13 protein-coding genes, 1 tRNA gene and 1 pseudogene are annotated in these 25,356 nt (G+C 63.5%); 3 read left to right on the plus strand and 12 right to left on the minus strand.

Annotated elements, in window-relative coordinates:
• Positions 1-35: 35 nt before the first annotated feature.
• From FJ938_RS08385 to FJ938_RS08395, 3 genes and pseudogenes are all read right to left on the minus strand, one after another.
• Positions 36-937: pseudogene (locus FJ938_RS08385) on the minus strand (FecR domain-containing protein).
• Between the two features lie 148 nt (positions 938-1,085).
• Positions 1,086-1,886 (minus strand): DUF2182 domain-containing protein, encoded by an 801-nt coding sequence (locus tag FJ938_RS08390; protein WP_140692757.1) that lies wholly within the window; start codon positions 1,884-1,886, stop codon positions 1,086-1,088.
• 32 nt (positions 1,887-1,918) lie between these two features.
• Positions 1,919-2,617: a DUF1326 domain-containing protein gene (locus FJ938_RS08395; protein ID WP_348642277.1), complete on the minus strand. Its 699-nt coding sequence runs from the start codon at positions 2,615-2,617 to the stop codon at positions 1,919-1,921.
• A gap of 422 nt (positions 2,618-3,039) precedes the next feature.
• On the opposite strand from FJ938_RS08395, the gene FJ938_RS08400 reads away from it, so the two are divergent.
• Both FJ938_RS08400 and FJ938_RS08405 read left to right on the plus strand, forming a co-directional pair.
• Positions 3,040-3,113: transfer RNA gene (locus FJ938_RS08400), tRNA-Cys, on the plus strand.
• A gap of 155 nt (positions 3,114-3,268) precedes the next feature.
• Positions 3,269-4,954, plus strand: a complete 1,686-nt coding sequence (locus FJ938_RS08405) for a hypothetical protein (RefSeq protein WP_140692760.1) — start codon at positions 3,269-3,271, stop codon at positions 4,952-4,954.
• 468 nt (positions 4,955-5,422) lie between these two features.
• Here FJ938_RS08405 and FJ938_RS08415 read toward each other — a convergent pair whose 3' ends face one another.
• On the minus strand, positions 5,423-6,109 hold the full coding sequence (locus tag FJ938_RS08415) for a D-lyxose/D-mannose family sugar isomerase (RefSeq protein ID WP_140609940.1): 687 nt from the start codon (positions 6,107-6,109) through the stop codon (positions 5,423-5,425).
• A gap of 187 nt (positions 6,110-6,296) precedes the next feature.
• On the opposite strand from FJ938_RS08415, the gene FJ938_RS08420 reads away from it, so the two are divergent.
• Positions 6,297-7,355 carry a D-TA family PLP-dependent enzyme gene (locus tag FJ938_RS08420; protein WP_140692762.1) on the plus strand — a complete coding sequence of 353 codons (1,059 nt, stop codon included), beginning with the start codon at positions 6,297-6,299 and terminating at the stop codon, positions 7,353-7,355.
• Between the two features lie 69 nt (positions 7,356-7,424).
• Here the strand turns inward: FJ938_RS08420 and FJ938_RS08425 are convergent, their stop codons facing one another.
• From FJ938_RS08425 to hutI, 8 genes are all read right to left on the minus strand, one after another.
• A complete protein-coding gene (locus tag FJ938_RS08425) occupies positions 7,425-8,177 on the minus strand; it encodes a heme ABC transporter permease (protein WP_140692765.1) in 753 nt (250 codons plus the stop codon).
• A 232-nt stretch (positions 8,178-8,409) separates the two neighbouring features.
• Entirely contained in the window at positions 8,410-10,182 is a 1,773-nt protein-coding gene (locus tag FJ938_RS08430; RefSeq protein WP_140692768.1) for a glucan ABC transporter ATP-binding protein/ permease, read from the minus strand.
• Between the two features lie 371 nt (positions 10,183-10,553).
• Complete coding sequence (locus FJ938_RS08435) at positions 10,554-19,157, minus strand: glucoamylase family protein (protein ID WP_140692770.1); 8,604 nt, start codon at positions 19,155-19,157, stop codon at positions 10,554-10,556.
• Positions 19,158-19,446: 289 nt separating this feature from the next.
• On the minus strand, positions 19,447-20,025 hold the full coding sequence (locus FJ938_RS08440) for a HutD family protein (RefSeq protein ID WP_140692773.1): 579 nt from the start codon (positions 20,023-20,025) through the stop codon (positions 19,447-19,449).
• Between the two features lie 12 nt (positions 20,026-20,037).
• The gene (gene hutU / locus FJ938_RS08445; protein WP_181169034.1) at positions 20,038-21,711 is read right to left on the minus strand and encodes a urocanate hydratase; all 1,674 of its coding nucleotides are present in this window, start codon (positions 21,709-21,711) and stop codon (positions 20,038-20,040) included.
• A 23-nt stretch (positions 21,712-21,734) separates the two neighbouring features.
• Positions 21,735-22,553 (minus strand): N-formylglutamate deformylase, encoded by an 819-nt coding sequence (gene hutG, locus FJ938_RS08450; RefSeq protein WP_140609934.1) that lies wholly within the window; start codon positions 22,551-22,553, stop codon positions 21,735-21,737.
• The gene (gene hutH, locus FJ938_RS08455; RefSeq protein ID WP_140609933.1) at positions 22,553-24,094 is read right to left on the minus strand and encodes a histidine ammonia-lyase; all 1,542 of its coding nucleotides are present in this window, start codon (positions 24,092-24,094) and stop codon (positions 22,553-22,555) included. The genes hutG and hutH overlap by 1 nt, the downstream gene beginning before the upstream one ends.
• Complete coding sequence (hutI, locus tag FJ938_RS08460; protein ID WP_140609932.1) at positions 24,091-25,317, minus strand: imidazolonepropionase; 1,227 nt, start codon at positions 25,315-25,317, stop codon at positions 24,091-24,093. The genes hutH and hutI overlap by 4 nt, the downstream gene beginning before the upstream one ends.
• Positions 25,318-25,356: the final 39 nt, after the last annotated feature.

The raw sequence follows: 25,356 nt of genomic DNA on the forward strand, positions 1-25,356 counted from the left end.
GTCGAACACCAGACGCGCGCCAAGAAAAAGAGCGGCTATCCGTCGCCCGTGCCGTTCCCATTGCCCTTGCCGTGGCCGTTGGATTTTCCGGGATTGCTGCCATCATGCTTGCCTGGATCATTTCCATGGCCGTTGTTGCCGTCATCGGTGTCGCCATGCGGTGGGTCCGGCGGACCGGGTGGGCTAGGTGGGCTAGGCGGACTGGGCGGAGTGGGCGCCGGTGAGTTGCGCTGCTGCGGCCGCGCCCTATCCTCTTGCTGACTGGCTGCCATAAGCCCGCAATTTCCGAGTGCGGCAAAGCCTCCCGAAAGCTGCTGATTGCCTGTCAGAAACGGCAATGCCCGCGAGGTGCCGAGTGTGCTGAGCACAGACCGATTGACCTTGGTAACATCGGTCATTGCGCCTGATGGCGTCGCGACCACACAATCGCAGCGCCGCTTCAGTTCCCTGCATCTGCCGCCGCTGCAGAATCTGGCCACCCCCTTCAGAAGCACGACGGCGGTTTTGCCGTTGGGCGCGATGTGGACATCAATGCTGTTCCCCGCACGCCTATCGTGCCTGCAGGCGTCACGATCTGGTAAGCTGACGAAGGCGAGCTTCCGCTTATCCAGCGAAACGTTCCCTTGGCAGCGCGGATGGTCAGGTTCTTGACCGAATTCTCATTGTTGAAGACATACTTGTCGATGACAACGGAAGAACCCCACCCTACCGCCAGCTTGGTGCCATCCAGGAACACGAATTGGCCAAGCCCGGTATTGGATGTGCTGATACGTTCGTCCCGATAAACGGGTGCACTGACCACCAGCGGTCCGGTTGCGCCGGTAACGGCAGTCTTGATCACGACCGCTTGGCCCACTGCTTCGGCGGCCATGGTCGGCGTCGCATTGCTGAACATCGCGGCCAGCGCGGCAATAGCAGCCCACCTCAAGGACGGCATGGCATCCCCCTGCAACGCCTTTGTTAGCACATGCTTGAAAAGCTGTCTCTACAGCAGGGCATAGATCAATTTAAATTTAAGTAGAATATGCCTCTTCCGCTTAGGAATGCTCGAGCCAAGCGGCGCGGTGGGCGCATCAAGCCGTTCGTCAATTCATTGACATGGCGTGCACTGCCGGAAACGTCGGCAACAGTTGTGGAAAGACCAACACCGCCGCGCCGTAAAGCAGCAAAGCGGTGCCCGATAGCTTTGCTATCCTCTCTCCTGCCGGGAAGGTCTTTTCCGCAAAGATCAGCAAGGTGAGCATAGCCATCGCAGCAATGTTCATGATCCCGAGAGGAAAAAGGGCAAGAAACAAGAGCCAGCAGCAGCCCAGACAAAAGAGCCCATGCTCCCATCCCATGCGCACCGCGCCCCAATGTCCATCGCGCCATGAGGTGAGGATGAAACTCATCGGAGTACGGCATTTGGCCAGGCAGAGATCCTTGAGCGGCGAAAGTTGATAGGCGCCGGCAATGATCAGCAGCACGCCGCCGATGCGGGAGGCGGTCGCCGCGGACATTCCTGTATGCGTTGCAATCTTCTCCGCGCCAGCCGCGCCAGCAAAGACAAGCACGCCCGCCGCGCCCCAGACCAGCATGTAGCCCCCCATGAATACCCAGGTTGAGACGAAGGTCTCACCGCGCCCCTGCCGACCGGCCTGGACCTGGTGAAACGTCAGGATCATGGGGGCGGCTGTCGGAAACATCATGGCGGTCATCATAATGATCCAGACTGCAAGGAACAACGGCGCATTCATGCCCATGGTGGGCGTTTTCATTTCCATTGGCATGTCTATGCCAGTCTGCTGCCAGACGAGCATGGCCCAAGCTGCCGCCGCGATAGCGATCAACAGCGCGACAATGATGTTTCGCTGCAGCGTCAGCGATGGAGTTCCCGCATTGGCCATGGGCGAGCCCCGTTCCGATATGGGAGCGCGGCCTATTGCTGGCCGGACCAGTTGATCGGCGCGTAATGCCCGTTTCGGCGGGAATTGTCCCAGCGCATGCCGTGGTCGCCGAACGTGCTGCCCGGCACGCCCATCGCCATACCAAGCCAGTCGGGATTGACGGGATGGCCGGTCGCGGCCCACATCTCGCCGTCCTCGCGCATTGTCGGCAGTGGTTCGACCGCCATCTGCATGACACCCGGGATTTCCACCGACCGCTTCTTGCCGTCGATCTGGTACTTGATCGGCACCTTCCTGACTCCCAGGTTCGTGCCGATCAGAGGCGCGAGCATAGCCAACGGACCGCCGGCGGCGCCGGTGAAGATCGCGCCCAGCGCCTCCATCTGCCCTTCATCGGCCCGTTCGTCGATATAGGCGGCAGCCGTCCAATTGCCGTCCGCCATCGGACCCGGAGTGTGGGCAATCATCGCAACGTTGAGGCCATCCAATCGAGCGTCACCGTAGTTGCCCGTATCGATATGGAAGGCCATGGCGACATCGCAAACGCCTCGCGTCGGCCTTGATGTCAGCTGCGCGTTGGGCGACATCAGGCAGGGACATACGACGTCGCAGCTACAATTCTCGAAATAGTTTCCAGACAATTGCCAACCGGTTGCCATTGGCTCCTCCCCATCGTGAGGCGCGTCGGCGTATCGCCGCTTTCTTGGCAGGTGGCGCCGCTTCACCTCCATCGGCGAGCGGCTAACAGGCCAACACAGCGAACGATCGGCGCGCTAGACCAGTCAATTCAGGCTACATCGTTGCCCGGAAGTGTCAAGTTGCAACCGCCACCAGACCCCGGCGCGTGCTTGATGAAGTTTGTCCCGTCGCATGTCCTGATACCCGCGCAATTCGGTTGGAGGTGCCAGAAGGAAAGTTCGAAAAGCTTCTAGGAAGCTAGATACTGAGGCTGTTTCCAAAGGGTGGCTCAATCTTCATTCTGCCTCACTATCGCGGCCCGCACCCTCTACACAGAATGGCCGTGGACAAGCAGCAGGACGCCTTGCACAAGATGAGCGACAGGTCCGACGAAGGCGGACATTCTGGGCCAAATGCCTGTTGCGCCCTTCAGCAAAGTTGACGAGTGTTTATGGGGTGGTCATAAGAGCAACATGGTCTGAGGGCGGGACGGTGACGCATCGGTCTGCAAAACCGACGTAGTGGGTTCAATTCCCACTCAGACCTCCATTTTTAAAAAAGCCGCCCGCGCCTACAGCCGTACCTCTCAAACAGTGGCGATTGTACTCTGAGCGTTTGCCATGCCTGGAGATTTCGGCACACATTGTTGGTGACGAAATCTGTCCGGAACTTGGCTGCCTGCCAACAAGAACTAACGAGACCCCATGGACCGCTTCGACCTCGGCACCTACCGCCGCCCCATCTCCACCCGCTCCGCCGAAACCCAGCGCTGGTTCGATATCGGGCTGAACTGGTGCTACGGTTTCAACCATGAGGAAGGCATCAAGTGTTTCGAGAAGGGGCTGGAGACGGATCCGGACTGCGCTTTTGTTCATTGGGGCATCGCCTATGCCGCCGGGCCCTTCTACAATCTGGCCTGGAAGGAGCATGGCGAGGCCGAGGCGAACAATGCGACGAAGCGTTGCTTCGAGCATGTCCAGTTGGCGCGCGCCAACGCGGCTGGCGCCAGCGACATCGAAAAGCGGTTGATCGAAGCGCTGGCCTGTCGCTTCCAGAAGCCGCAGCGGGTGAGCCCGCAGGAATTCGAACAGTGGGATGATGCCTATGCCGCCGCGATGCGGCGGGTCTACCAGGATTTTCCCGACGACCATGATGTGATGGCGCTGCTGGTCGAGGCGCTGATGATGCGCACCGTCCGGCGCCTATGGAACCTCAAGACCGGCGCGCCGGCGCCGAATTCCGATGTCGTCGAGGCGCTGGAGGTCTGCGAGCGGTCAATCCGGCTCGCCGACGAAGGCCGGACGACCCAGCATCCGGCGATCCTGCATCTGCACATCCATCTCCTGGAAATGTCCACCATGCCGGAACGCGGCATGCGCTCGGCCGATCTGCTGGGCGAAATTTGCCCCGATGCGGGGCACATGAACCACATGCCGGGGCATATCTATGTGCTGTGCGGAGAATACGAAAAGGCGAAGTTGGCCAGCGAAAAGGCTGTCCGCGCCAACGACCTCTATCTCGCCTATGCGGATGAGCCGACCTACTACCTGCTCGGCTGCTGCCACGATCTGCATCTGATGATGTTCACCTGCATGTTCCTCGGCCAGTACCGGCCGGCGCTGTGGGCCGCCGACAAGGTGCGCAGCCTGGTGACGCGCGATGTGGTCAGCCTGCCCGATCGGCCAAAGCTCACCCAGACGGTGGAAGGCTATCATGCGATGAAATCGCATGTGCAGGTGCGCTTCGGCCGCTGGCGGGAGATCGTGGACGAGCCGATCACCGCGGAGCCCGGCCTCCACGTGCTCACGGCCGCCATGCAGCATTATGCCAAGGGCGTCGCGCATGCGACGTTGAAAAACTTCGCTGAGGCCGAGCGTGAGCGCGACCGATTCCACCAGCATATGGCGCGCATTCCAGTCGAGCGGCGTTTCCTCAGCAACCCGACCCGCGCCTCGCTCGCCGTGGGCGCTGCGTTGCTTGATGGCGAGCTTGCCTATCATCAGGGCCGGCATGAGGAGGCCTATAGGCATCTGCGGCAAGCGGTCGAGCTCGACGACAATCTGTCCTACACCGAGCCGTGGGCGTGGATGCACCCGCCGCGCCATGCGCTGGCGGCGCTGCTTCTCGACCAGGGCTACGCGCAGGAGGCCGAACAGATCTATCGCGACGATCTGGGCTTGAGCGACAAGGTGCAGCGCTGCGCGCAGCACCCGAACAATGTCTGGGCGCTGCACGGTCTGGTGGAGTGCCTGAAACGGCGCGGCGAGAGCGACGAGCTGCCGGCACTGCAGGCAAAGCTCGCCACGGCGATGGCCATGACCGACGTGCCGATCAGTTCGTCATGCCTATGCCGGACAAGCGTGCAATCGGCGGCAAGCTGCTGTCTTTGAGTCTACCGTAGGCGCCTCGCCGGCCAGCTGCTTCACTCTGCCGATCAGGCCAGGCTCACTGACCTGCTTTCCTCAATTACCGCAGAGCAGTCTATCTCATCATGAAGTGGGGCGTGTGGGTCAGGCGTGAGCCAGGAAGCGTACGACCGAAGCCGCTTGAGCCTGGCTGTTTTCTCGAGCCGCGCCTGGCGCTCATCGTCGGCTGGTTGGCTACAAGGCGGCTTTTTGTTCCTCTCGGCAGGATACAGCATTCTCGACTCTCCTCGGTCAGAGCCCATAGAGAGGCCAGATCAATGAGGGTGTTGGCCCACTTACGGGGATGGGACCACCTTTTTGCTCCGGGTCCCCGCTCCCCACCTGGGCCGGATACCACCACAGACGCGGACGAGAGTCGCCATCCATTTTGATGAGGCTGCCGCAGGTTGCTGCCATTAAAGCTGCCGGGAGGCGGCCGCTGCCGGCCCTGCCTTATCTCAGCCACTTCTCATAGTCGGCCACCAGCAGATGCAGGGGAGCGACGTCCTCTTCGATATTGGAGAAGCGGCCGATCGGCTCGCGGAAGACATTGTCGGTGAGATCGTCGTTGACGGTGGAGACCTCGCCGATCAGCACGTCCTTGCCTTCGGCCCAGAAGGCGTGCCAGACGCCCGGCAGCAGCGTGACGCTCTGGCCCGGGTCGAGTTTCAACAGTCCGCCCGCCGGAAGCCGGTGGATGGTTCCGTCGACGGGTACCGATACTTCGGCCTTGGGGTCGATGCCACCGTCACGATCGTGCATGAACAGTTCCAGCACCAGCTTGCCGCCGCCACGATTGATGATGTCCTCGGCCTTGATGTTGTGGCGGTGCATGGGCGACAGCTGGTCCTTGCGCGAGATCATGATCTTCTCGGCATAAAGCATACCCATGCCCTTCTTCATATCCTCGTAACGGCCGTTGCGGACGGTGAACAGGAACAGGCCGAGTTCCTTGAATTTCTCCTGGCCATAGTCGGTGATGTCCCAGCCCAGCCGCGAGGTGTGGATGGCGGAGGAGTCAACTTGGCGCGCCTTCATTTCCTCCGGCGACCAGTAGGCGAAGGGCGGCATGATGTAGCCGAACGAGCGTATGAAAGCGTCGGCTTCGCGGATGATTTCGTTGATGGCGGAGCGTTTCATGATCGTGACCCCTTGGCGTCGACTGTCTGGCAAACCGCATAGCCGAACGCGGGTTCGGTGTCGATCCACCCAGCCGCCTGCCCTGCCTTGCACCGTGAACGGATGGCCTACCGATCCGGTCGGCTGGCCGCGTGACACAGCGTGCTTTCAGGCTCATAACCCCTGTGAATTTTCACAGGGATAGCCGATGCCGACGATCCACGACCTCGATACGCCGTCGATCCTGATCGACGCCGCACGCGCCGAAGCCAACATTGCCCGCGCGCAAGCCCATGCCGAGAAGAACGGGTTGAAGCTCAGGCCGCACATCAAGACCCACAAGCTGCCCTATTGGGCGAAGAAACAGGTGGCGGCGGGGGCCGTCGGCATCACCTGCCAGAAGATCGGCGAGGCCGAGGTGATGGCCGATGCCGGTCTCACCGACATTTTTCTCCCCTACAACATTCTCGGCCGCGCCAAGCTGGAGCGGCTGAAGGCGCTGCACGGTCGCGTAACGCTGTCGGTGACGGCGGACAGCATGGATACGCTGGAGGGACTCGCGGCGACTTTCACCGATGCCGGCCACCCGCTGCCGGTGCTGGTCGAATGCGATACCGGCATGGGCCGCTGCGGCGTGCAGACGGCCGATGAAGCGGTTGCGCTGGCGAGGCTGATCGACAAGGCCGGCGGCCTCGCCTTCGGCGGGCTGATGACCTATCCGGCCGCCGGCCGGGCAGCGGAAGCCGAAGCCTGGCTTGCCGACGCCAAGCGGGTGCTGGCCGCTTCGGGTCTCGCCTGCGAGCGCGTTTCGAGCGGTGGCACGCCGGATATGTGGCGCTCCGCTGCCGCATCCGTCGTCACCGAATACCGGCCCGGCACCTACATCTATCTCGACCGCTATCAGGTCGCCAAAGGCGTCGGCACCTTGGACGATTGCGCGCTCACGGTGCTGTCGACCGTGGTCAGCCATCCGACGCCGAGCCGCGCCATCCTCGATGCCGGCAGCAAGGCGCTGTCCAGCGACACGCTGGGGCTGCCCGATTTCGGCGAGTTGATGGGTGTCCCGGGGGCGCGGGTGACGGGCCTCAGCGAGGAGCATGGCACGGTCACGCTGTCGAGCGAGGCCAGGCTGCGCATCGGCGAGCGGGTGCGGGTGGTGCCCGATCATTGCTGCGTCGTCACCAACCTCTTCAACGAGATCAACCTGATCGACGGCGAGAAAGTGCTGGAAACGCTGCCGGTGGCGGCGCGCGGACTGATGGGATGAGATGACGAGCGACCTGGCGGGTCGCGGAATTCATCACAACGCTGGCGCCGGGAAGAGACTCGGCGTGCGTCAGTTGAGCTGCCGCGCCGCCACCCGCCGCATGGCGATGATCCGACGGCGGCGGATTTCGGTGCGCATCGCCATCAGGTGCAGCGCGAAGAACAGCACGGTGAAGCCGAGTGCCATCGCCAGCAGCGGCCACAGCATAGAGGAATCGATGGTAGAGCCACCCATGCGGAACACCGAGGCTGGCTGATGCAGCGTGTTCCACCAGTCGACCGAGAATTTGATGATCGGGATGTTGATGAAACCAACCAGCGTGATAATGGCGGCGGCCCAGGCGGCGCGTCCGGCATCGTCGAGCGCGCGGGTCAGCGCGATAATGCCGAGATACATCAAAAACAGCACGAAGACCGACGTCAGGCGGGCGTCCCACACCCACCAGGTGCCCCACATCGGCTTGCCCCAGATCGAGCCGGTGATCAGCGCCAGCGCGGTGAAGACGGCGCCGATGGGTGCGGCCGATTTCAGCGCGACATCGGCCAGCGGATGGCGCCAGACCAGTGTGCCCAGCGCCGAGACCGCCATCAGCGTGTAGCACATCATGGCGAGCCAGGCGAAAGGCACATGGATGTACATGATGCGCACTGTGATGCCTTGCTGGAAGTCTTCCGGCGCCGTGAAGCTCATATAGAGCCCGACGGCCAAGATAACTGCGGCGATCGCCGCCAGCCATGGCACAAGCCTGTCTACCAACGCGACGAACCGCGTCGGATTGGCAAGATCGGTCCAGCCGCTCAGGCGTGAAGTGGTGTCACTCATGCCGCCTTACATAGACCGCCGTCGCGTTTGGGGCAATCGAGCGGCGGTGTCGCAGGCCTTGCCTTTTCCCGGGATCGGCGCGCAGCGCCGAGATGGATGAGGGGTGCTGGAAGGAATAAGGCGATGGAAAATTCTATGCGGACTTGGGTTCCGCCAGCTGGAGCCCCCCTCAGCCGTCGCCTTCGGCAACGCCTTCTCCCCAACAAGGGGAGAAGGAAGAACCATCATCTGCTCAGGCGGCCTCGCCCTGCACGGAGCGGCTGAGGCGGCGGACTTCCTCGTCGTTGAGCAGGCCGCCGGCACGCAGCAGGCTGGCGAAGCGGCCGTTGCGCAGCGACAGTTCGGCAAAGCCGCCCATTTCGACCACCCTGCCCTTGTCCATGAACACGACCAGATCGGCGTCGCGAACGGTGGTCAGGCGATGGGCGATGATGAAGGTGGTGCGGTCTCGCCGCAGCTCGTCGATCGCTTCCTTGACGCGGTCCTCGGTCTCGACATCGAGCGCGCTGGTCGCCTCGTCGAGCACCAGGATCGGGGCATCCTTCAGCACGGCACGGGCAATGGCGATGCGCTGGCGCTCGCCACCCGAGAGCTGGCCGCCGCGCTCGCCGACCACCGTGTCATAGCCATTGCTCTTGGCCAGGATGAAGTCCTGGGCCGCGGCCGCGTCGGCGGCCGCATGGATCTCGTCATTGGTGGCGTCGGCACGGCCGACGCGGATATTGTCCTCGATCGAGCGGTTGAGAAGCCCGGCATCCTGGAACACGGTGGCGATCGAATGGCGCAGCGACTTGCGGGTCACCGTGCGGGTATCGATGCCGTCTATCAGGATACGGCCACCGGACGGCGAGAAGACGCGCTGCAGCAGGTTGATGAGCGTGGTCTTGCCCGCACCCGTCGGTCCGACGATGGCAACCGTCTGGCCAGCCTGAACCTCGAAGGACACATCACTGACGCCCTGCCCCGAATTGGCGAATTCGAAGCGCACATCCTCGAAGCGGACATGGCCGGTGACGTTGGTGAGGTCGCGCAGGCCATCCGGCTCGGCGGCATCGGCTGCCGAGTCCTCGAGCTTGTAGAAGTCCTCGAGCTTGGCGCGAGCCTCCGAGATCTGGTTGGCGAAAGCCGACATCTGGTCGAGCCGCGAGATCAGCAACGTGGCGAAACCGGTAAAGGCGATGACATCGCCGACGCGCAGCTGGCCATGGGTGACCAGATAGGCGCCGATCAGGAGCACCACCATCATCGAGATTGTCGATGACAGGCGATTGAGCGCGTTCGCAATGGCCCACCAGTCGAGCACAGGGTTCTGCGCATCGAGCAGGTTCTTGACGTAGCGGCGCAGCGTCTCGGCCTCATGGCCAAGACGGTTGTAGCTCTGGAGAACGGCGACGTTGCTCACGGAGTCCGTCACGTGAGCGAACACCTTGTGGTAGTGGCGCTCAACAGCGGCCTGGCCTTCCTTGGTGCGCTTCATGACCAGGCGGCCTATGCCGACATAGAGGACACCGAGCGCAAGCAGTACCCCTGACATGCGCACATCCATGCTGATTGCAGTCGGAACCAGCAGGACGAGGGCGACAGCCGTGGACAAATGCTGGCGCATGAATTCGAGCCAAAGGCTGAACAGCGTCTCGACGGCACGCAGCAGCGTGTGCAGGGCGTTCGAAGTGCCGCGCTGGTGATGCCAGGCGAGCGGCATGGTGATGACACGCTCGAACGATTCGCACAGAACCTGGCTGCGCCGGGCGTGGGCGAAGCGGTCCGCGCCGCGTGCCACCAGAACGAAGGCGACCACGTTGAAGGCGCCCAAGGCGGCCCACACGGCAAGCGTGGAGAATACCGAGCCATGCGCGGAGATTGCGTCAATCACCCGGCCAAACAGGATCGGCTCGAGAATGGCGACAGCGGCAAGGGCCACGTTGGCCGAACAAATCAGCGCGACGCGCTTCTTGTCGGCGGCCAGATACCCCAACGCTCTCCAATAGATCTGCAGAAGTGACACTTCAGCTACTCCGCCAACTCTCTATTGTGCCCAATACCAATATTGTGCACTGCACCATTTCCCGACACGTAACGGTTGACGCGTCGCAAAACAATGCTCGTCTATCGCTTCCGTTCCCATTTAGCGAACAAAAGATGACGACGATACGAAATCTGACGTGATCACCTAACAGTTTGAGATAAAAGGTGAAATGTCAGCCTTGCGGCAAAATCATGGCAATAGACGAGCACTGCCACATTTTTGAGCACAACAGGCCTGCGCAGTCGGATCGGGCGTGTTTAACGGACACCGTCACAGATCGGACGCAAGTAAACAGGAAGCGGTTTCGCGCGCCCCGGAGGACGCGCGATCTTTTGATCTAAGCTGTTGATTTATGCCGGTATCTTGACGATGACGTCGATTTTACCACCGGCTTTGGGCTCGAAAGACGCCGACTTTGTTTTCGCGCCATCGACTTCAAGCGAGATCATCTTGGTCTTTTTATCGCGAACGACGTGAACCTTGATCTCGGCGCCCAGCATCTTGAGCGAGGCTTCATAGCCATCCCAATGGCTGGGCAGTTTGGGCCGGAACGTGATCTGCTTTCCGCGCCGCTCGATACCGAGGATGCCTTCGACCGCAGCGCGGTATAGCCAGCCGGCCGAGCCTGTGTACCAAGTCCAGCCGCCACGCCCGCCCTTGTTACCGACTGCACTGCCATCTCCGGCATAGATATCGGCCGCGACCACATAGGGTTCAACGCGGTAGTGCTCGGCCGAAACCTCGTCGAATGCGTGGTTGACCGGGTTCAGCATCGAGAAGCAGCGATAAGCTTCGTCGGTCAGTCCCATCTCCGCGAGGGCGATGACGAACCAGGTAGCGGCGTGGGTGTACTGGCCGCCATTCTCGCGCACGCCGGGCGGATAGCTCTTGATGTAGCCGGGGTCCTTGTCCGTCTTCGAAAAAGGCGGCGTGAACAGTTTGACGATCTTGAGCTGGTCGTCGACGAGCAGGTTCGTCGCCTGCTGCATCGCAGTTGTCGATCGCGCCGGGTCGCCCTCGCCCGAAAGCACGCTCCAGGACTGGGCGATGGAGTCGATCTTGCACTCCTGCGACGTGCGGGAACCCAGCGGCGTGCCGTCATCGAAACTGCCGCGCCGGTACCATTCGCCGTCCCATGCGGTGCTTTCAAGAGCCCGCTTCAGGACCTCGGCATGCTTGGCCCAGGCCTGGGCGCGCTTGCTGTCGCCTTCGCTCTTGGCGACGGCGGCGAAGTCGCCCAGCGTCTTCAGCAGGAACCAGCCCAGCCACACGCTCTCGCCCTTGCCGTGCTCGCCGACACGGTTCATGCCGTCGTTCCAGTCGCCGCCAAGGATCAGCGGCAGACCGGCGGGACTGCTGCGCTTGATGGCCAGGTCGAGCGCACGCGCGCAATGGTCGTAAAGCGACACCGTCTTTTTCGATATTTCCGGGGTGAAGAACGCGTCGTGCTCGCCCTCGCCCAGCGCCTGCCCATCGATGAAAGGCAATTGCTCCTTCAGGATGCCGGCGTCGCCGGTCACCGAGAGGTAGCGCGCCGTGGCGTGGGCCAGCCAGACCACGTCGTCGGAGATCATGGTGCGCACGCCGGCTCCGGTGCGCGGCAGCCACCAATGCTGCACGTCGCCTTCCGGGAATTGCCGCCGTGCGGCGTTGAGGATCTGGTCGCGTGCCAGCGTCGGATCATGCGCCAGCAGTGCCAGCGTGTCCTGCAACTGGTCGCGGAAGCCAAAGGCGCCGCTTGCCTGGTAAAAGGCCGAGCGGGCCCGGATGCGGCAGGCAAGGCTTTGATAGGGCAGCCAGTGATTGACCATGGCATCGAGCGCCTTATCCGGCGTCTCGACCTGGATGGTGTCGAGGAAGCCGCGCCACTCGCGCTCATTGTCGGCCAGGCGCTGATCGAAATCCTTGCCCCGATGCTTCTGCACCAGAGCACTCGCATGAGCCGAGGACTCGGCATCGCCGAGCAGCCAGAGCAGCGTGACGTCGCCGCCGGCGGGGATTTCGATGTCGCGGGCAATCGCCGCGCAAGGATCGTCTCCGGCCTCGACGCGGCCCGACAGCGCCGCACCACTCAGCACCGCCTGCGGCAGTTCGCTGGAACCATGCCGGCCGAGGAACTCCGAGCGGTCGGCCGTCACCGAGTGGACGCCGGCATCGGCGGCAAGGAAAGCCACCCGCTCGCTGAAATCGAGCCCGTAGGGGTTTTGCGCCAGCAACGCGCCGGTCGCCCCGTCGCGGGACGGGACGATGGTTGCCGCGGTGCGGGACCGATGCCCGCCAAGCACCCATTCGGCATAGGCATAGACGCGCAGCCGCGCCGGTACCGAGCCAGAATTCTGGATGCGCAGCCGTGTGATCTTCACCGGATCGACCGGATCGACGACATGGGTCAGGTCCATCGACAAGGCCCCACGCTTGGCGCGGAAGGTCGAGAAACCCTGGCCGTGCCAGGCTTCGTAGGTCACCGAGGGATCGCGCACCACCGCGGCTAGCGGCGAGAACGCCCGGCCGCTTGCCTGATCATAGATGTAGATGCCCTCGCCCGGCCGGTTGGAAACCGGATCATTGGACCACGGCGTCAACTGGTAGTCGCGGCTGTTGCGGCTCCAGGTGAAGGCAGCCCCCTCGGCCGAAGTGTGGAAGCCGAAAGAAGCGTTGGAGACGACATTGATCCAGGGCTGCGGTGTGGTGCGCCGGCCAGCCAGCCGCACCACATAGTGCCGCCCGTCGCCGTCGAAACCGCCGAAACCATTCCACTGGCTGAGGCCGGAGCCATCGGCGCTGGCAACCGTCACGGCCTGCGAGGCATGTGCATGCGCGATCGGAGCCGTCGCTTGAATTTCGCGCGGAGCCAGCAATCCGGCCGGCACCAGTCCGTCGCGCGCCTGCAGGGCAGCCGCCTCGGCCCGCTCGATCTGATCGAAGATGGTGCCGTTGCGCGTATGCAGCACCACCCGGGCAACGGCGAGCAGCGTCTTGTAGGTGGTTTCTTCCATCAGATCGCGACGCACCGCGAAAATGTGCTGTCTCGGCCCAAGCTCCTTGCCGCGCAAACGGCTGTTTTCGCACAGCGTCTCGACCGCACGCTGCAGATCCTGGACGTAAGACGAGGCCTGCTCGTTGACGACGACGAAGTCGATCATCATGCCACGGGTGCGCATATATTCCTGGAAGCGCAGCGCCTGGGCAACGATCTCCAGGTCGGCCACATCGCCGATCCTGACCAGGAAGATCGGGAAATCGCCCGAAATACTGGTCGGCCACAGGCTTGACTGCTTGCCGAGGCCGGAGGCGATGGATTCGGCCGGCAGGCGCAGGAATGAATCCGGATAGATCAGATAACGCGCCAGTTTCTGCACGTTGGCGGCATCGGTCAGGCTGAGGCCCATATGGCGGGTCTGTACCTGGCTGCGCGTCCAGGCGAGCATGGCCTGGCGGGCAAAGCTCTCCTGATGGTCGAGCCGGTTGATGGCTTCCACCAGTTCGGCGCGGTTGGCACCGACCACGGTCCAGAAGGTCAGCGAGATCTTCTTGTTGGCGGGCACGCGCACCTGGCGGCGCAGCGAAGCGATGGGATCGAGCGTGAAACCGGAATGGCCGCCGAGCCTGGCGCCTGGATCGAAGGCGGCTGCGTCGACGATGGTGCGGCCTCGGCCAATGAAGGCGCGCCTGTCGGTCTCGGCCTCGGCATCGCGCGCCGGCCCCGACGGATCGGTGACGAAATGCACCAGGGTGACATCGGGCTCACTGGTTTCACGCTTGCGGCGCGTGGCGAAGATCGCGCCATTGTTGGCGGCGATTTCCGTCTCCACGAACATCTTCGAGAAGGCCGGATGCGCGTTGTCGGAGGCCTCCGAACCCAGCACCAGCTCGGCAAAGGAGGTCACCTCGATATGACGGTCAGCGGGGCCCTCGTTGAAAATTGTGACGCGCCGGCCTTCGCCATTGCCTTCGGAGATGACGATGCATTCAACCTCGGAGCGCAGCGTGCCGACCGTTTTGACGAAGCTCGCCTTGTCGTCGGAAAACAGGGTCTGCGTTCTTTCCTCGGTCGCACGCTTGGGCTCTGACGTCGCCGACCACCAATCGCCTGTGGCTGCATCACGCAAGAAGATATAGGAGCCAAGCCGATCCTCGACCGGGTCGGGTTGCCATCGGGTGACGGAAAGATCGCCCCAATGGCTGTAGCCGGAGCCGGTCGCGGTGACCATCACCGAATAGCGGCCGTTCGACATCACATTGGTGGAACGCAATGCCCGCAAGGGATCGAGCACGATGCGGGTGTCGGGGCTCTCGGTTTCGGTCTCGTCCTTGGCGCGCTCGTCCGCCTCGGTGCGCACGGTCGCCGTCGGGATATCGCGCGGCGCCCTCTCCTGCAGCAGCAGTTCAGCCGATTCAATCACCGGATCGCTGTGGAAGCGATCGCGCAGGCGGCCTTCGAAGATGGCGTCGGCGACGGCGGCGATCGACATGCCCGAATGGTGGGCCATGTAATTCTGCACCACGGCATGGTTGGTGCCTTCCGGCACGCGCTGCGGCGTGAAGTCGACGGCATCATAGTAGCCATGGCGACCAAGCGCCCCAATCTCGCGCAGACGCGCAAGATTCTGCACGGCTTCACGCGGATTGAACTGCGCCGCCAGGATGGTGGCATAAGGCGCGATCACCGTGTTCTGGCCAAGGCCGCGCTTCAGGCCGAGGCCGGGCACGCCGAAATTGGTGTACTGGTAGGTCAGTTCCCGGTCGCGGGCGTTGTAAGCCGCCTCCGAAATGCCCCACGGCACGTTCTTCTGACGGCCATACTGGATCTGACGCTTGATGATCAGCTTGCTGGTCTGGTTCAGGATACTGCCTTGCGGCTCCTTCATCACCAGCGGCGGCATCAGATACTCGAACATCGAGCCCGACCAGGACATCAAAGCGCCCTGGAAGCCGATCTCGACGATCGGGCGGCCGAGCCGGAACCAGTGCTCGGTCGGCAGGTCGCCCTTGGCGATGGCGAACAGGCTGGTCAGCCGCGCCTCGGAGGCAAGAAGGTCGTAGCAGCTTTCGTCGAGCTGGTGTTCCTCGACCCGGTAGCCGATCGACAGCAGCTTGCGCTCCGGCCGCATCAGGAAGGCGAACTCCATCTCGAAGGCGAAGCGGCGCGTGCGCTCGCGCAGGGTCAAGAGCTTGGCGCGCAGCGCCTCGACGGCGTTGTCGTCGCTGTGGGCGTCGTGGACATGCGCCTCGCACGTGGCTTCCAGCCTCGCCGCCCAGTCGACGATGACGTCGCTCTGGGCCGATGCCGCCTCGGTGTGGATGGCGGTGGCCAGCTTGCGGATCTCACCCGCCAAGACGGCAAGATTGATGGTGCGGATCGAGGCCATTTCCGGTTGCGCCTTGATCGTGTCGACGGCGCGCCGCATGCCATCCAGGCGGTCAACAAGACGCTGGCGCAGAGGTCGCAGCTGGCGGCGATCGTCGGGCAACTCGTCCAGGCTTTCGCTAAGAATGGTCACCGTGTCGAGAATGCCTTCGAAATCGCCCTGGAGATGGACGGAAGGCGCTTCCGCCCACTCGGCACAGGCAGCCGCCACCGCCACGAGATGGCCGGCGAGATTGCCGCTGTCGACGGCCGAAATATAGAGCGGGTAGAGCGGCTTCAGCGTCGTGGTGTCGTACCAGTTGAAGAGATGGCCGCGGTTGCGCGGCATGCTCTCTATGGTCGTCATCGTCGCATCGATGCGGGTGATGGCATCGGACAGGCTGATCCAGCCGAAATCGCGCGCCGAGACGATCGACAGAAGATAGACGCCGATATTGGTCGGTGAGGTGCGCGGCGCCACGACCGGTGCCGGGCTTTCCTGGAAATTGTCCGGCGGCAGATTGTGATGCTCTGCCGTGACGAAGGTCTCGAAATAGTGCCAGGTGCGCCGCGCCACCGTGCGTAGCGCATGGATATCGGCCTGCGATATGCGCAGGCGATCCTCGGTTTCGGCCGAGCGGCTGATCCAACTGGCGATCGCCGGCGAGCCGATCCAGAACAGGGCGAAGAAGAAGGCGACGAAGGCACCGGTGGAATCGGCCAGTACCGGAATGGCGAGGCCGACGAAGCCGATGATCACGGCGCCGTACATCATGCCATAGTAAGAGCCGACGTCGTTGTCGCCGGCCTTGTGCGCCTGCGAGGCGGTGCGCCATTCCAGGAGGTTCTGGCGGCTGACGAACAGCCGGTAAAGCGTGCGCACGATGGCGTCGCCCATCATCCAGGCATTGTGCGCCATCAGCACGATTTTCAACGCCACCATGGCGGTGCCGAAGGCGACGTCGCGCGCGAGCGCGGAGAAATGGCCGCGCGGCGTCTGGTCGCCGCTCTTGGGCAGGATGGCGTTGACCACGTCGAAGGTCGGCGCCATGAACAGGCTGAGGATCAGCAAAGCCTGCCATTGCGCGGCCTGTGTGAAAGGCAGCAGCGTCCAGCCGGCGATCGCCGCCATCACCCAGAAGATCGGTGTCAGCGAACGGCGCAGATTGTCGACCATCTTCCAGCGCGACAGGGCCGGAACGCCCGAACGCGGATCGAGGATGAAGCCCAGCAGCTGCCAGTCGCCGCGTGCCCACCGATGGTGGCGAGAGGCGTCGACCGAGTAGCGGGTCGGGTAGTCCTCGACCAGTTCGACGTCGGTGACCAGCGCGGCGCGCGCCAGCGCGCCTTCGAGCAGATCATGGCTGAGGATGGTGTTTTCCTCGATGCGGCCCTGCAGGGCCGCCTCGAAAGCGTCGACATGATAGAGGCCCTTGCCGGTGAAGGATCCGTCGCCGAACACATCCTGATAGAGATCCGAGACGGCGAAGACATACGGGTCGAGGCCGCGATTGGCCGAGAAGACGCGCTGGAAGAACGAAGCCTCGTCGCCACTGGTGAGCGAGGCGGTGATGCGTGGCTGCAGGATCGTATAGCCAGCGGTGACGACACGCTTGGTCGCGTCGAAATGCGGGCGGTTCAGCGGGTGGCAAAGCTTGCCGACAAGGCTGGATACGGCATCACGGGTGGTGCGCGTATCGGCATCCAGCGTCATCACGTGGACGACTTTTTCCGGCAGCGGCACATCGAGCGGCAGGAATGTGGTGTCACTGTCGCCGCGCAGCAGCAGGTCGAGCTCGTGCAGCTTGCCACGCTTGCGCTCCCAGCCCATCCAGGACCCTTGAGCCGCATTGAAGAGCCGGCGGCGGTGCAGGATGTAGAAGCGCGGCGCGCCTTCCGAGGGATAGCGGGCGTTGAGACGGGCGATCTCGGCGCGGGCATATTCGAGGATTTCGGTATCCGCCGCATCAATCTCAATCTTACTGTCGGGCCAGTCCGACAGCAGCGCGAAATGGATCTCGTCCGCCAGATTGGCAAGGTAGTGCACTTCGATGTTGCGGATGTTTTCCTCGACATCGTCGCGCGATCCGATCAGCGACGGCACCACCACCAACGTGCGCGCTTCTGGCGGCACGCCGTGCCTGTAATCATAGCCAATCAGCCGTGTCGGCTTGAGGAACAACGAGACCACGGTGTTGAAGAAAGCGAGTGCGCCCTCGCTGGCCGGCACGGCGAACAGCGCCAGCATCAGCACGATCGACGGCACCGACAGGCCGAGATTGGCCAGCGCATTGCCCGAAAGCACGAGCAGCAGCACGGTCAGCGCGAAGACCGGCAGGACGATGCCAAGCCATCCGGTCTTGGCGAAGGTCCGCTTGACCGTCTGGCTGACAGTCGGCCGATAGCCGATCGCCCTTTCCAGCTCCAGCCGGCGCGGGCCAACGAGATAAAATCCGACATCGGTATGGGCGGATGCGACAGGGGCATCACTGCCTTCGCTACCGACTGACGTGGTCTCACCGACGGCATGACCGGCCAATTCTATCGCCTTTTCGGCGACGCGGTATTCCGACAGGCTCGAGCGGCGCGCCAATTCCTCAATCGCGGTCCGGTATTGGTCGCGCGAGAAGAAGTCGAGCGCGGCGAAATCGGTGCGCTCGCGCAGCACGGTATCGATGCGGCTGACGCCTTCGAACCACACCGTCCAGTCGACGTCGTTGATGAGGCGCAGGCCGCGGATGATGTTGCCGGTCGTCACATTGCCGCTGGACAGCGTGTGATGCTCGGAGATGATGATCTCCTCGGCATCGGAGCCGGTCTTCTCAAGCTCGCCTTCCAGCCATTCCAGCGCCTTGCCGGCGTTCTGCGATCCATCGCGCAAGCGATAGAGAAGCTGGGTGGCAAAGGTGGTGTCCTGCGCGTGCATGCTGAAATTGGCCAGGATCGCCTGCCGGTCGGCGCTGTCGTCGGTCGCCAGCACCTTGTCGGCCACATCGTTGGCGATCTGGCGCATCTGGCGGGTGCGATTGACCCTGACGGCCAGCCGGCGGAGATTTTCGATCAGCACGAAGCGCAGAAGCGACGGCAGCGCCCAGAGTTCACCGATCTTCAGCGGCTCGACCGACTGAAAACCCTGGACGATCGCCTTGAACATCGTCGCCGAGACGGAACTGTCCGAATGCGCCACATAGGTCCAGGCCAGCGCCAGCGCGCGCGGCACGGTGCCGCCATCGGGCAGCTTCAGCGTCGGCAGCTGACGATAGAAGCGGCGCGGCAGGTCGCGCTTGACCTGGAAAATGGTCTCCTCGACCAGATAATTGTTGTCGAGCAGCCATTGCGCGGCCGGAGTGATCGTCTCGCCCTTGGCCTGCGCCGCATTGGTCGAGCGATAGACTTCGAGGATTTTCTTGGCGCTGTCGCGGATGCGGGCCTGGAAATCGAATGGGATGAGGCCGAACAGGTCGGCGAGGTCCCCCTTTGCCAGGCTTTCGCCAAGCAGCCGGAGGCGTTCCTCCGGCAGGAATGTCGATCTTATCGGCTCTTCCGTGATGACCGGGAAGCTCGCGCTTGTCTTCTCGATCTGGGCTGGGTTCGTCTGAATATTCATTGAAAATTCCGTAAGCGGAGCACTCAGCGGCGTCACCGCCACGGCAATGGCCCTAAAACCGATTCAAATGCAATTGGTTGCATAATCCCACTTGCCGAAAGTTTGTTTCCGCACCACGACAGGGCGTCATCTCTCGACAAGATTCTAAGACGAGCGCCCCTCGCTCCCGTCGGCACTGATCGGCGGCGAGGATTCAGGCTTTTTCGTGGTGCCGCCGACAGCTTACGCTATATTTCGCCGACATCGCGATCATGTTTGGAAACAGGCGGTAACCGTTAGCGCGAAGGCATCAGGCCGCAGCGGCTATCCGGACCACGAACAGCGTCGCATTCCGGGCGGGCTCAGCCCGCAGGACCGAAGGATCCGGCCCGAGCAGCAGCGCGTCGAGAGGCCCTAGGCGAATTGGCCCGGCATCGGGAAAAACGGCTTCGCCGTCGTGACAAAGGATGAGGATCGAACCGGCCCGGGTCACGATTTCCACAGGCCGCGAAATCGCCAGGCGTTCGACCGAATGCAGCATGCGGCCGCGGCGAGTCATGACGTTGAGGTCTGTGATCGGGCCGGCGATCAGGGCGGCACTCGTGGGCAGGTCGGCTGGGAAGGAAAAAGGCGCGGTAGCCGGCGCCAGCCGTGTCGACGGCTGACCGGTGATATCAAGCACGATGCCCTCGCCTTCCAGCACCGACAGCGTGCGGTCGATCCCGGCAAAACGGGAGAATGGCCCGCTGCTTTCGACGCGGGCCATCGACACGCGCCAGTCGAAATCGTCGAGCCCGGCGCCAGCGGGCGAGACGGCGATTTCCGTCGTCACCCCGCCGCCGTTCTTCCATGGCATCGACTTATATTCGGCTGCCCGCAGGACGCGCATGACGTCAGCCCGTTATCCGAGAATGCCGGGCAGGTCGAGCTGGTGCTCCTTGGCGCATTCGATGGCGATCTCGTACCCGGCATCGGCATGGCGCATGACACCGGTCGCCGGGTCGTTCCACAGCACCCGCTCCAGCCGCTTTGCCGCCTCGGGCGTGCCATCGGCGACGATGACCATGCCGGCATGCTGCGAGAAGCCCATGCCGACGCCGCCGCCGTGGTGCAGCGACACCCAGGTGGCGCCGGACGCCGTGTTGAGAAGCGCGTTAAGCAGCGGCCAGTCGGAGATGGCGTCGGAACCGTCTTTCATCGCCTCGGTCTCACGGTTCGGCGAGGCGACGGAGCCGGAATCGAGGTGGTCGCGGCCGATGACGACCGGGGCCTTGAGCTCGCCCCTGGCCACCATCTCGTTGAAGGCCAAACCGAGCCGGTGGCGATCGCCGAGGCCAACCCAGCAGATACGCGCCGGCAGGCCCTGGAAGGAGATGCGCTCGCGCGCCATGTCCAGCCAGTTGTGCAGGTGGGTATTGCCAGGGGTCAGCTCGCGCACCTTGGCGTCAGTCTTGTAGATGTCCTCCGGATCGCCGGAAAGGGCTGCCCAGCGAAACGGGCCAATGCCGCGGCAGAACAGCGGGCGGATATAGGCCGGCACAAAACCCGGAAAGGCGAAGGCGTTCTCAAAACCTTCTTCCAGGGCCACCTGGCGGATGTTGTTGCCGTAGTCGAGCGTCGGCACGCCGGCATTCCAGAACGCCACCATCGCCTCGACATGTTCGCGCATCGAGGCGCGCGCCGCCTTCTCGACCGCCTTCGGATCGCTGACACGCTTCTCGCGCCACTCGGCCATGGTCCAGCCCTTCGGCAGATAGCCATTGATGGGGTCGTGAGCCGAAGTCTGGTCCGTGACCATATCGGGGCGGATGCCGCGCCTGAACATCTCGGGCACGATCTCGGCGGCATTGCCGAGCAGGCCGACGGACTTCGCCTCGCCGGCCTTGGTCCAGCGTTCGATCATTTCCATCGCCTCGTCGAGCGTCTCGGCCTTCTCGTCGACATAGCGGGTACGCAGGCGGAAATCGATCGAATCCGGGTTGCATTCGATCGCCAGGCAGCAGGCACCGGCCATGACGGCCGCGAGCGGCTGGGCACCGCCCATGCCGCCAAGACCGCCGGTCAGGATCCATTTGCCCTTCAGGTCGCCGCCATAATGCTGGCGGCCGGCCTCGACGAAGGTCTCGTAGGTGCCCTGCACGATGCCCTGCGTGCCGATGTAGATCCAGGAGCCGGCCGTCATCTGGCCGTACATCATCAGGCCCTTCTTATCGAGCTCGTTGAATTTTTCCCAGGTCGCCCAGTGCGGCACCAGGTTGGAGTTGGCGATCAGCACACGCGGCGCATCCGGATGGGTGCGGAACACACCGACCGGCTTGCCCGACTGCACCAGCAGCGTCTCGTCCTCGCCGAGCGTCTTCAGCGAAGCGACGATGCGGTCGAAATCGTTCCAGGTGCGCGCCGCCCGCCCGATGCCGCCATAGACGACCAGCTCGTTGGGGTTTTCGGCAACGTCGGGATCGAGGTTGTTCATCAGCATGCGCAGCGGCGCTTCGGTCGTCCAATACCGGGCATTGAGCTTGTCACCGCGCGGCGCGCGGACTTCGCGAATGTTATGGCGAGGATTGGTCATCATTGTCCCTTTCGGATGGCGGCGCGTCAGCGCCCGGCCCAGTCAATGGCGGTTTCGAGAATCTGCTTCAGCGTGGCGCGGATTGGAGCGGCATAAGTCGGATCGTAGGGAACCGGCCAGTTCTCCGGCGAACCCTTCTCCGCCGGCTCGCGCATGTAGCCACGGTTGGAAAGCTCCATCTGCAGCGCGTGAACGCCGTTTTGCGGCTGGCCAAAGGTGCGCGTGATCGAGCCGCCCTTGAAGCGGCCATTGACCACCCATGTCTCGCCAGTCGTCGCGAGGATGGCGGCTACCTTTTCCTGCAACACCGGATCCGTGCTCTTGCCGTCATTGGTGCCAAGATTGAATACCGGCAGCGTGCCTTCGAACAGGCGCGGCAGCACCGAGCGGATCGAATGGCAATCGTAGAGCACGATCTTTTCATGCATGCCGCGCAGCCGGTCGATCTCGGCTTTAAGGGCGGCGTGGTAGGGCTTGAAATAGGTCTCGCGGCGCTGGTCGATCTCGGACGGGGTCGGCTCCTCGCCCATGCGATAGAGGGGATCGCCGTCGAACGTGTCGGTCGGGCAAAGCGTGGTTGTCGCCTGTCCGGGATAAAGCGAGACGCCGGAAGGGTCGCGGTTGACGTCGATGACGGTGCGCGAGATGGCGGTGTGCACGACGGTGGCGCCAAGGTCGGTGGCGAAATCATAGAGCTTGTCGATCCACCAGTCGCAGTCGCGCCGACCTAGCCAAGTCGAGACAAGCCGGCTCTCGATGTCGGCAAGGTCGATACCGGTGTGCGGGATCGACACCAGCAGCGGCGCCGTGCCTTGCCTGACGGTGAGCCAGGGAGCGGCAGCCATCACGCTGCTCCCGCGATCGACGGCAGCGCCACCGCGCCAGCGGCCTTGGCGGCTGCGCCGCTGCGCACCATGGCGATGGCTTTTTCCATATCGGGATGGAAATGCCGGTCGTTGTCGAGATGGGGAACTTCGGCCCGGACCAGCTTGCGCACGGCCTCCAACGGATCGCTCGACGCCAATGGCTGGTGGAAATCGCAGCCTTGTGCGGCAGCCAGCAGTTCGATGCCGATCACCGCCGTGGCGTTCTCGACCATGCCGATCAGCCGGCGCGCGCCGTGCGCGGCCATCGAAACGTGGTCCTCCTGATTGGCCGAGGTCGGGATCGAATCGACGCTGGCCGGATAGGCTTTCTGCTTGTTTTCCGAAACGAGAGCAGCCGCCGTCACCTGCGGGATCATGAAACCGGAATTCAGGCCGGGCTTCGGCGTCAGGAAGGCCGGCATGCCCGACAGCGCCGGGTCGACCAGCATGGCGATCCGGCGTTCCGAAAGCGAGCCGATCTCGCAGACGGCCAGCGCGATCATGTCGGCGGCAAAAGCGACCGGCTCGGCGTGGAAATTGCCGCCGGAAAGCGCGGTGTCGTCCTCGGCGAAGATCAGCGGATTGTCGGTGACGCCATTGGCCTCGGTTTCCAACGTATCGGCGGCTTTGCGCAGCACATCGAGCGCGGCGCCCATCACCTGCGGTTGGCAGCGCAGGCAGTACGGGTCCTGCACGCGCTCGTCGCCGACGCGGTGCGATTCACGGATGGCGCTGCCGGCCATCAGATTGCGCAGCGCCTCCGCCGTCTCGATCTGGCCATGGTGCTTTCTCAACAGATGAATGCGCGGATCGAAAGGCGCGTCGGAACCCTTGGCCGCGTCGGTCGACAGCGCCCCCGCGACCAGCGCCGACTGGTAGAGCACTTCGGCCTCGAACAGGCCGGCCAGCGCATAGGCCGTCGAAAACTGCGTGCCGTTGAGCAGCGCCAGACCCTCCTTTGCGCCCAATGTGACCGGCTCCAGCCCATGCGAGACGAAGGCAACCTTGGCCGGGAAACGGCCATGCGGGGTAAAGCATTCGCCGACACCAATCATCACCGCCGTCATGTGCGACAACGGCGCCAGATCGCCCGACGCGCCGACCGAGCCTTGCGCCGGCACCACCGGGATGACGTCGTTGGCGAGCATCGCTTCGAGCAGCTGAATGGTCTCGGGTCGCACGCCGGATGCACCCTGCGCCAGGCTGGCAAGCTTCAGCGCCATCATCAGGCGGGCAACGGCCACCGGCATCGGCTCGCCGACGCCAGCGGCATGCGACAGCACGATGTTGCGCTGCAAGGTTTCGAGATCGCCAGCCGGGATGCGCACACTGGCCAATTTGCCGAAGCCGGTGTTGATGCCATACACAGGCTCACCCTTGGCAACGATCCTGGCGACCGCTTCGGCGCTCGCCTTGATCTTTGGACGGCAAGCATCGTCAAGTCTCGGCACGGCACCACGGTAAATGGCGCGCCAGTCGGCCAGCGTCGCATTGCCGGGCTTCAAGGTCAGTTCGTTCATTGTCCTCTCCAGATACGGGCATGCAGCGGATTGAAGCCCATGCGATAAACGAGTTCGGCGGGACGCTCGATGTCCCAGATCGCCAGGTCGGCGGATTTTCCCGCTCCCAGCGTGCCGGTCTGCTTCAACAGCCCCAGCGCGCGGGCGGCCTCGCGGGTAACGCCGGCAAGACATTCATCGACCGTCATGCCGAACAATGTCGCCGCCATGTTCATGGTCAGCAGCAGCGAGGTCAGTGGCGAAGTGCCGGGATTGTTGTCGGTGGCGACCGCCATCTTGACTCCATGCCGGCGGAACAGGTCGATCGGCGGCTTCTTCGTCTCGCGAATGAAGTAGTAGGCACCGGGCAGGATCGTCGCCACGGTTCCCGCCTTGGCCATGGCCACGGCGCCTGCTTCATCGGTGTATTCGAGATGATCCGCCGACAGCGCGCCATAGCGGGCGGCGAGTTCGGCGCCGTGCAGGTTGGACAGCTGGTCGGCGTGGAGCTTGACCGGCAGGCCTGCGGCCTTGGCGGCGTCGAAGACGCGCGCCATCTGTTCCGGCGAAAACGCTATGCCCTCGCAAAAACCGTCGACCGCATCGGCCAGTCCTTCGGCGGCAACGGCAGGGAGAATCTGCCTGGCGACCAGATCGATAAAGGCGTCCTTGTCGCCCTTGGCTTCCGGCGGCAGCGCATGGGCGCCGAGGAAGGTCGTGCGGATCGTCACCGGCCGCCGATCGCCAAGTTGGCGGGCCGCGCGCAGCGATTTCTGCTCGTTTTCGAGGTCGAGTCCGTAGCCCGATTTCACTTCCACGGTGGTTACGCCCTCGGCGATCAGCGCGTCGAGGCGGGGCAGGGACTGGGCGACCAGTTCGTTCTCGCTGGCGGCCCGCAAGGATTTGACCGATGACACGATGCCACCGCCGGCCCTGGCGACCTCTTCATAGGTGGCGCCGGCCAGCCGCATCTCGAACTCGTTGGCGCGGTTGCCGGCATGGACCAGATGGGTGTGGCAGTCGATCAGCCCGGGCGTGATCCAGCGGCCCTCGCAGTCGACGGTTTCCCCTCCCGCGAACGCCATCGGCATTTCGGCCTCGGCGCCCGCATAGACGATCAGCCCATCTCGCGCCGCGACCGCGCCCTTCTCGACGATGCCGAGTCCGGCCGCACTCTCGGCCATGGTCGCCAGGCGCGCATTGCGCCAAAGACGAAGTCCTCCTGCCCTGCTCTCTCCAGCCATTATCTTTTCCATTTGAAAGGATGGCGATTATGTATATAC

It is taken from the genome of Mesorhizobium sp. B2-4-14, assembly GCF_006442155.1.
Lineage (GTDB): Bacteria > Pseudomonadota > Alphaproteobacteria > Rhizobiales > Rhizobiaceae > Mesorhizobium.

Bases quoted from the DNA above. Each gene is read 5' to 3' on its own strand.
- hutG (WP_140609934.1), bottom strand. From the start codon at position 22,553: ATGGCTGCCGCTCCCTGGCTCACCGTCAGGCAAGGCACGGCGCCGCTG.
- FJ938_RS08415 (WP_140609940.1), bottom strand. From the start codon at position 6,109: ATGAAACGCTCCGCCATCAACGAAATCATCCGCGAAGCCGACGCTTTC.
- hutU (WP_181169034.1), bottom strand. From the start codon at position 21,711: ATGATGACCAATCCTCGCCATAACATTCGCGAAGTCCGCGCGCCGCGC.
- FJ938_RS08425 (WP_140692765.1), bottom strand. From the start codon at position 8,177: ATGAGTGACACCACTTCACGCCTGAGCGGCTGGACCGATCTTGCCAAT.
- FJ938_RS08405 (WP_140692760.1), top strand. From the start codon at position 3,269: ATGGACCGCTTCGACCTCGGCACCTACCGCCGCCCCATCTCCACCCGC.
- FJ938_RS08420 (WP_140692762.1), top strand. From the start codon at position 6,297: ATGCCGACGATCCACGACCTCGATACGCCGTCGATCCTGATCGACGCC.
- hutH (WP_140609933.1), bottom strand. From the start codon at position 24,094: ATGAACGAACTGACCTTGAAGCCCGGCAATGCGACGCTGGCCGACTGG.
- FJ938_RS08390 (WP_140692757.1), bottom strand. From the start codon at position 1,886: ATGGCCAATGCGGGAACTCCATCGCTGACGCTGCAGCGAAACATCATT.
- FJ938_RS08440 (WP_140692773.1), bottom strand. From the start codon at position 20,025: ATGCGCGTCCTGCGGGCAGCCGAATATAAGTCGATGCCATGGAAGAAC.
- FJ938_RS08395 (WP_348642277.1), bottom strand. From the start codon at position 2,617: ATGGAGGTGAAGCGGCGCCACCTGCCAAGAAAGCGGCGATACGCCGAC.
- FJ938_RS08435 (WP_140692770.1), bottom strand. From the start codon at position 19,157: ATGAATATTCAGACGAACCCAGCCCAGATCGAGAAGACAAGCGCGAGC.
- hutI (WP_140609932.1), bottom strand. From the start codon at position 25,317: ATGGCTGGAGAGAGCAGGGCAGGAGGACTTCGTCTTTGGCGCAATGCG.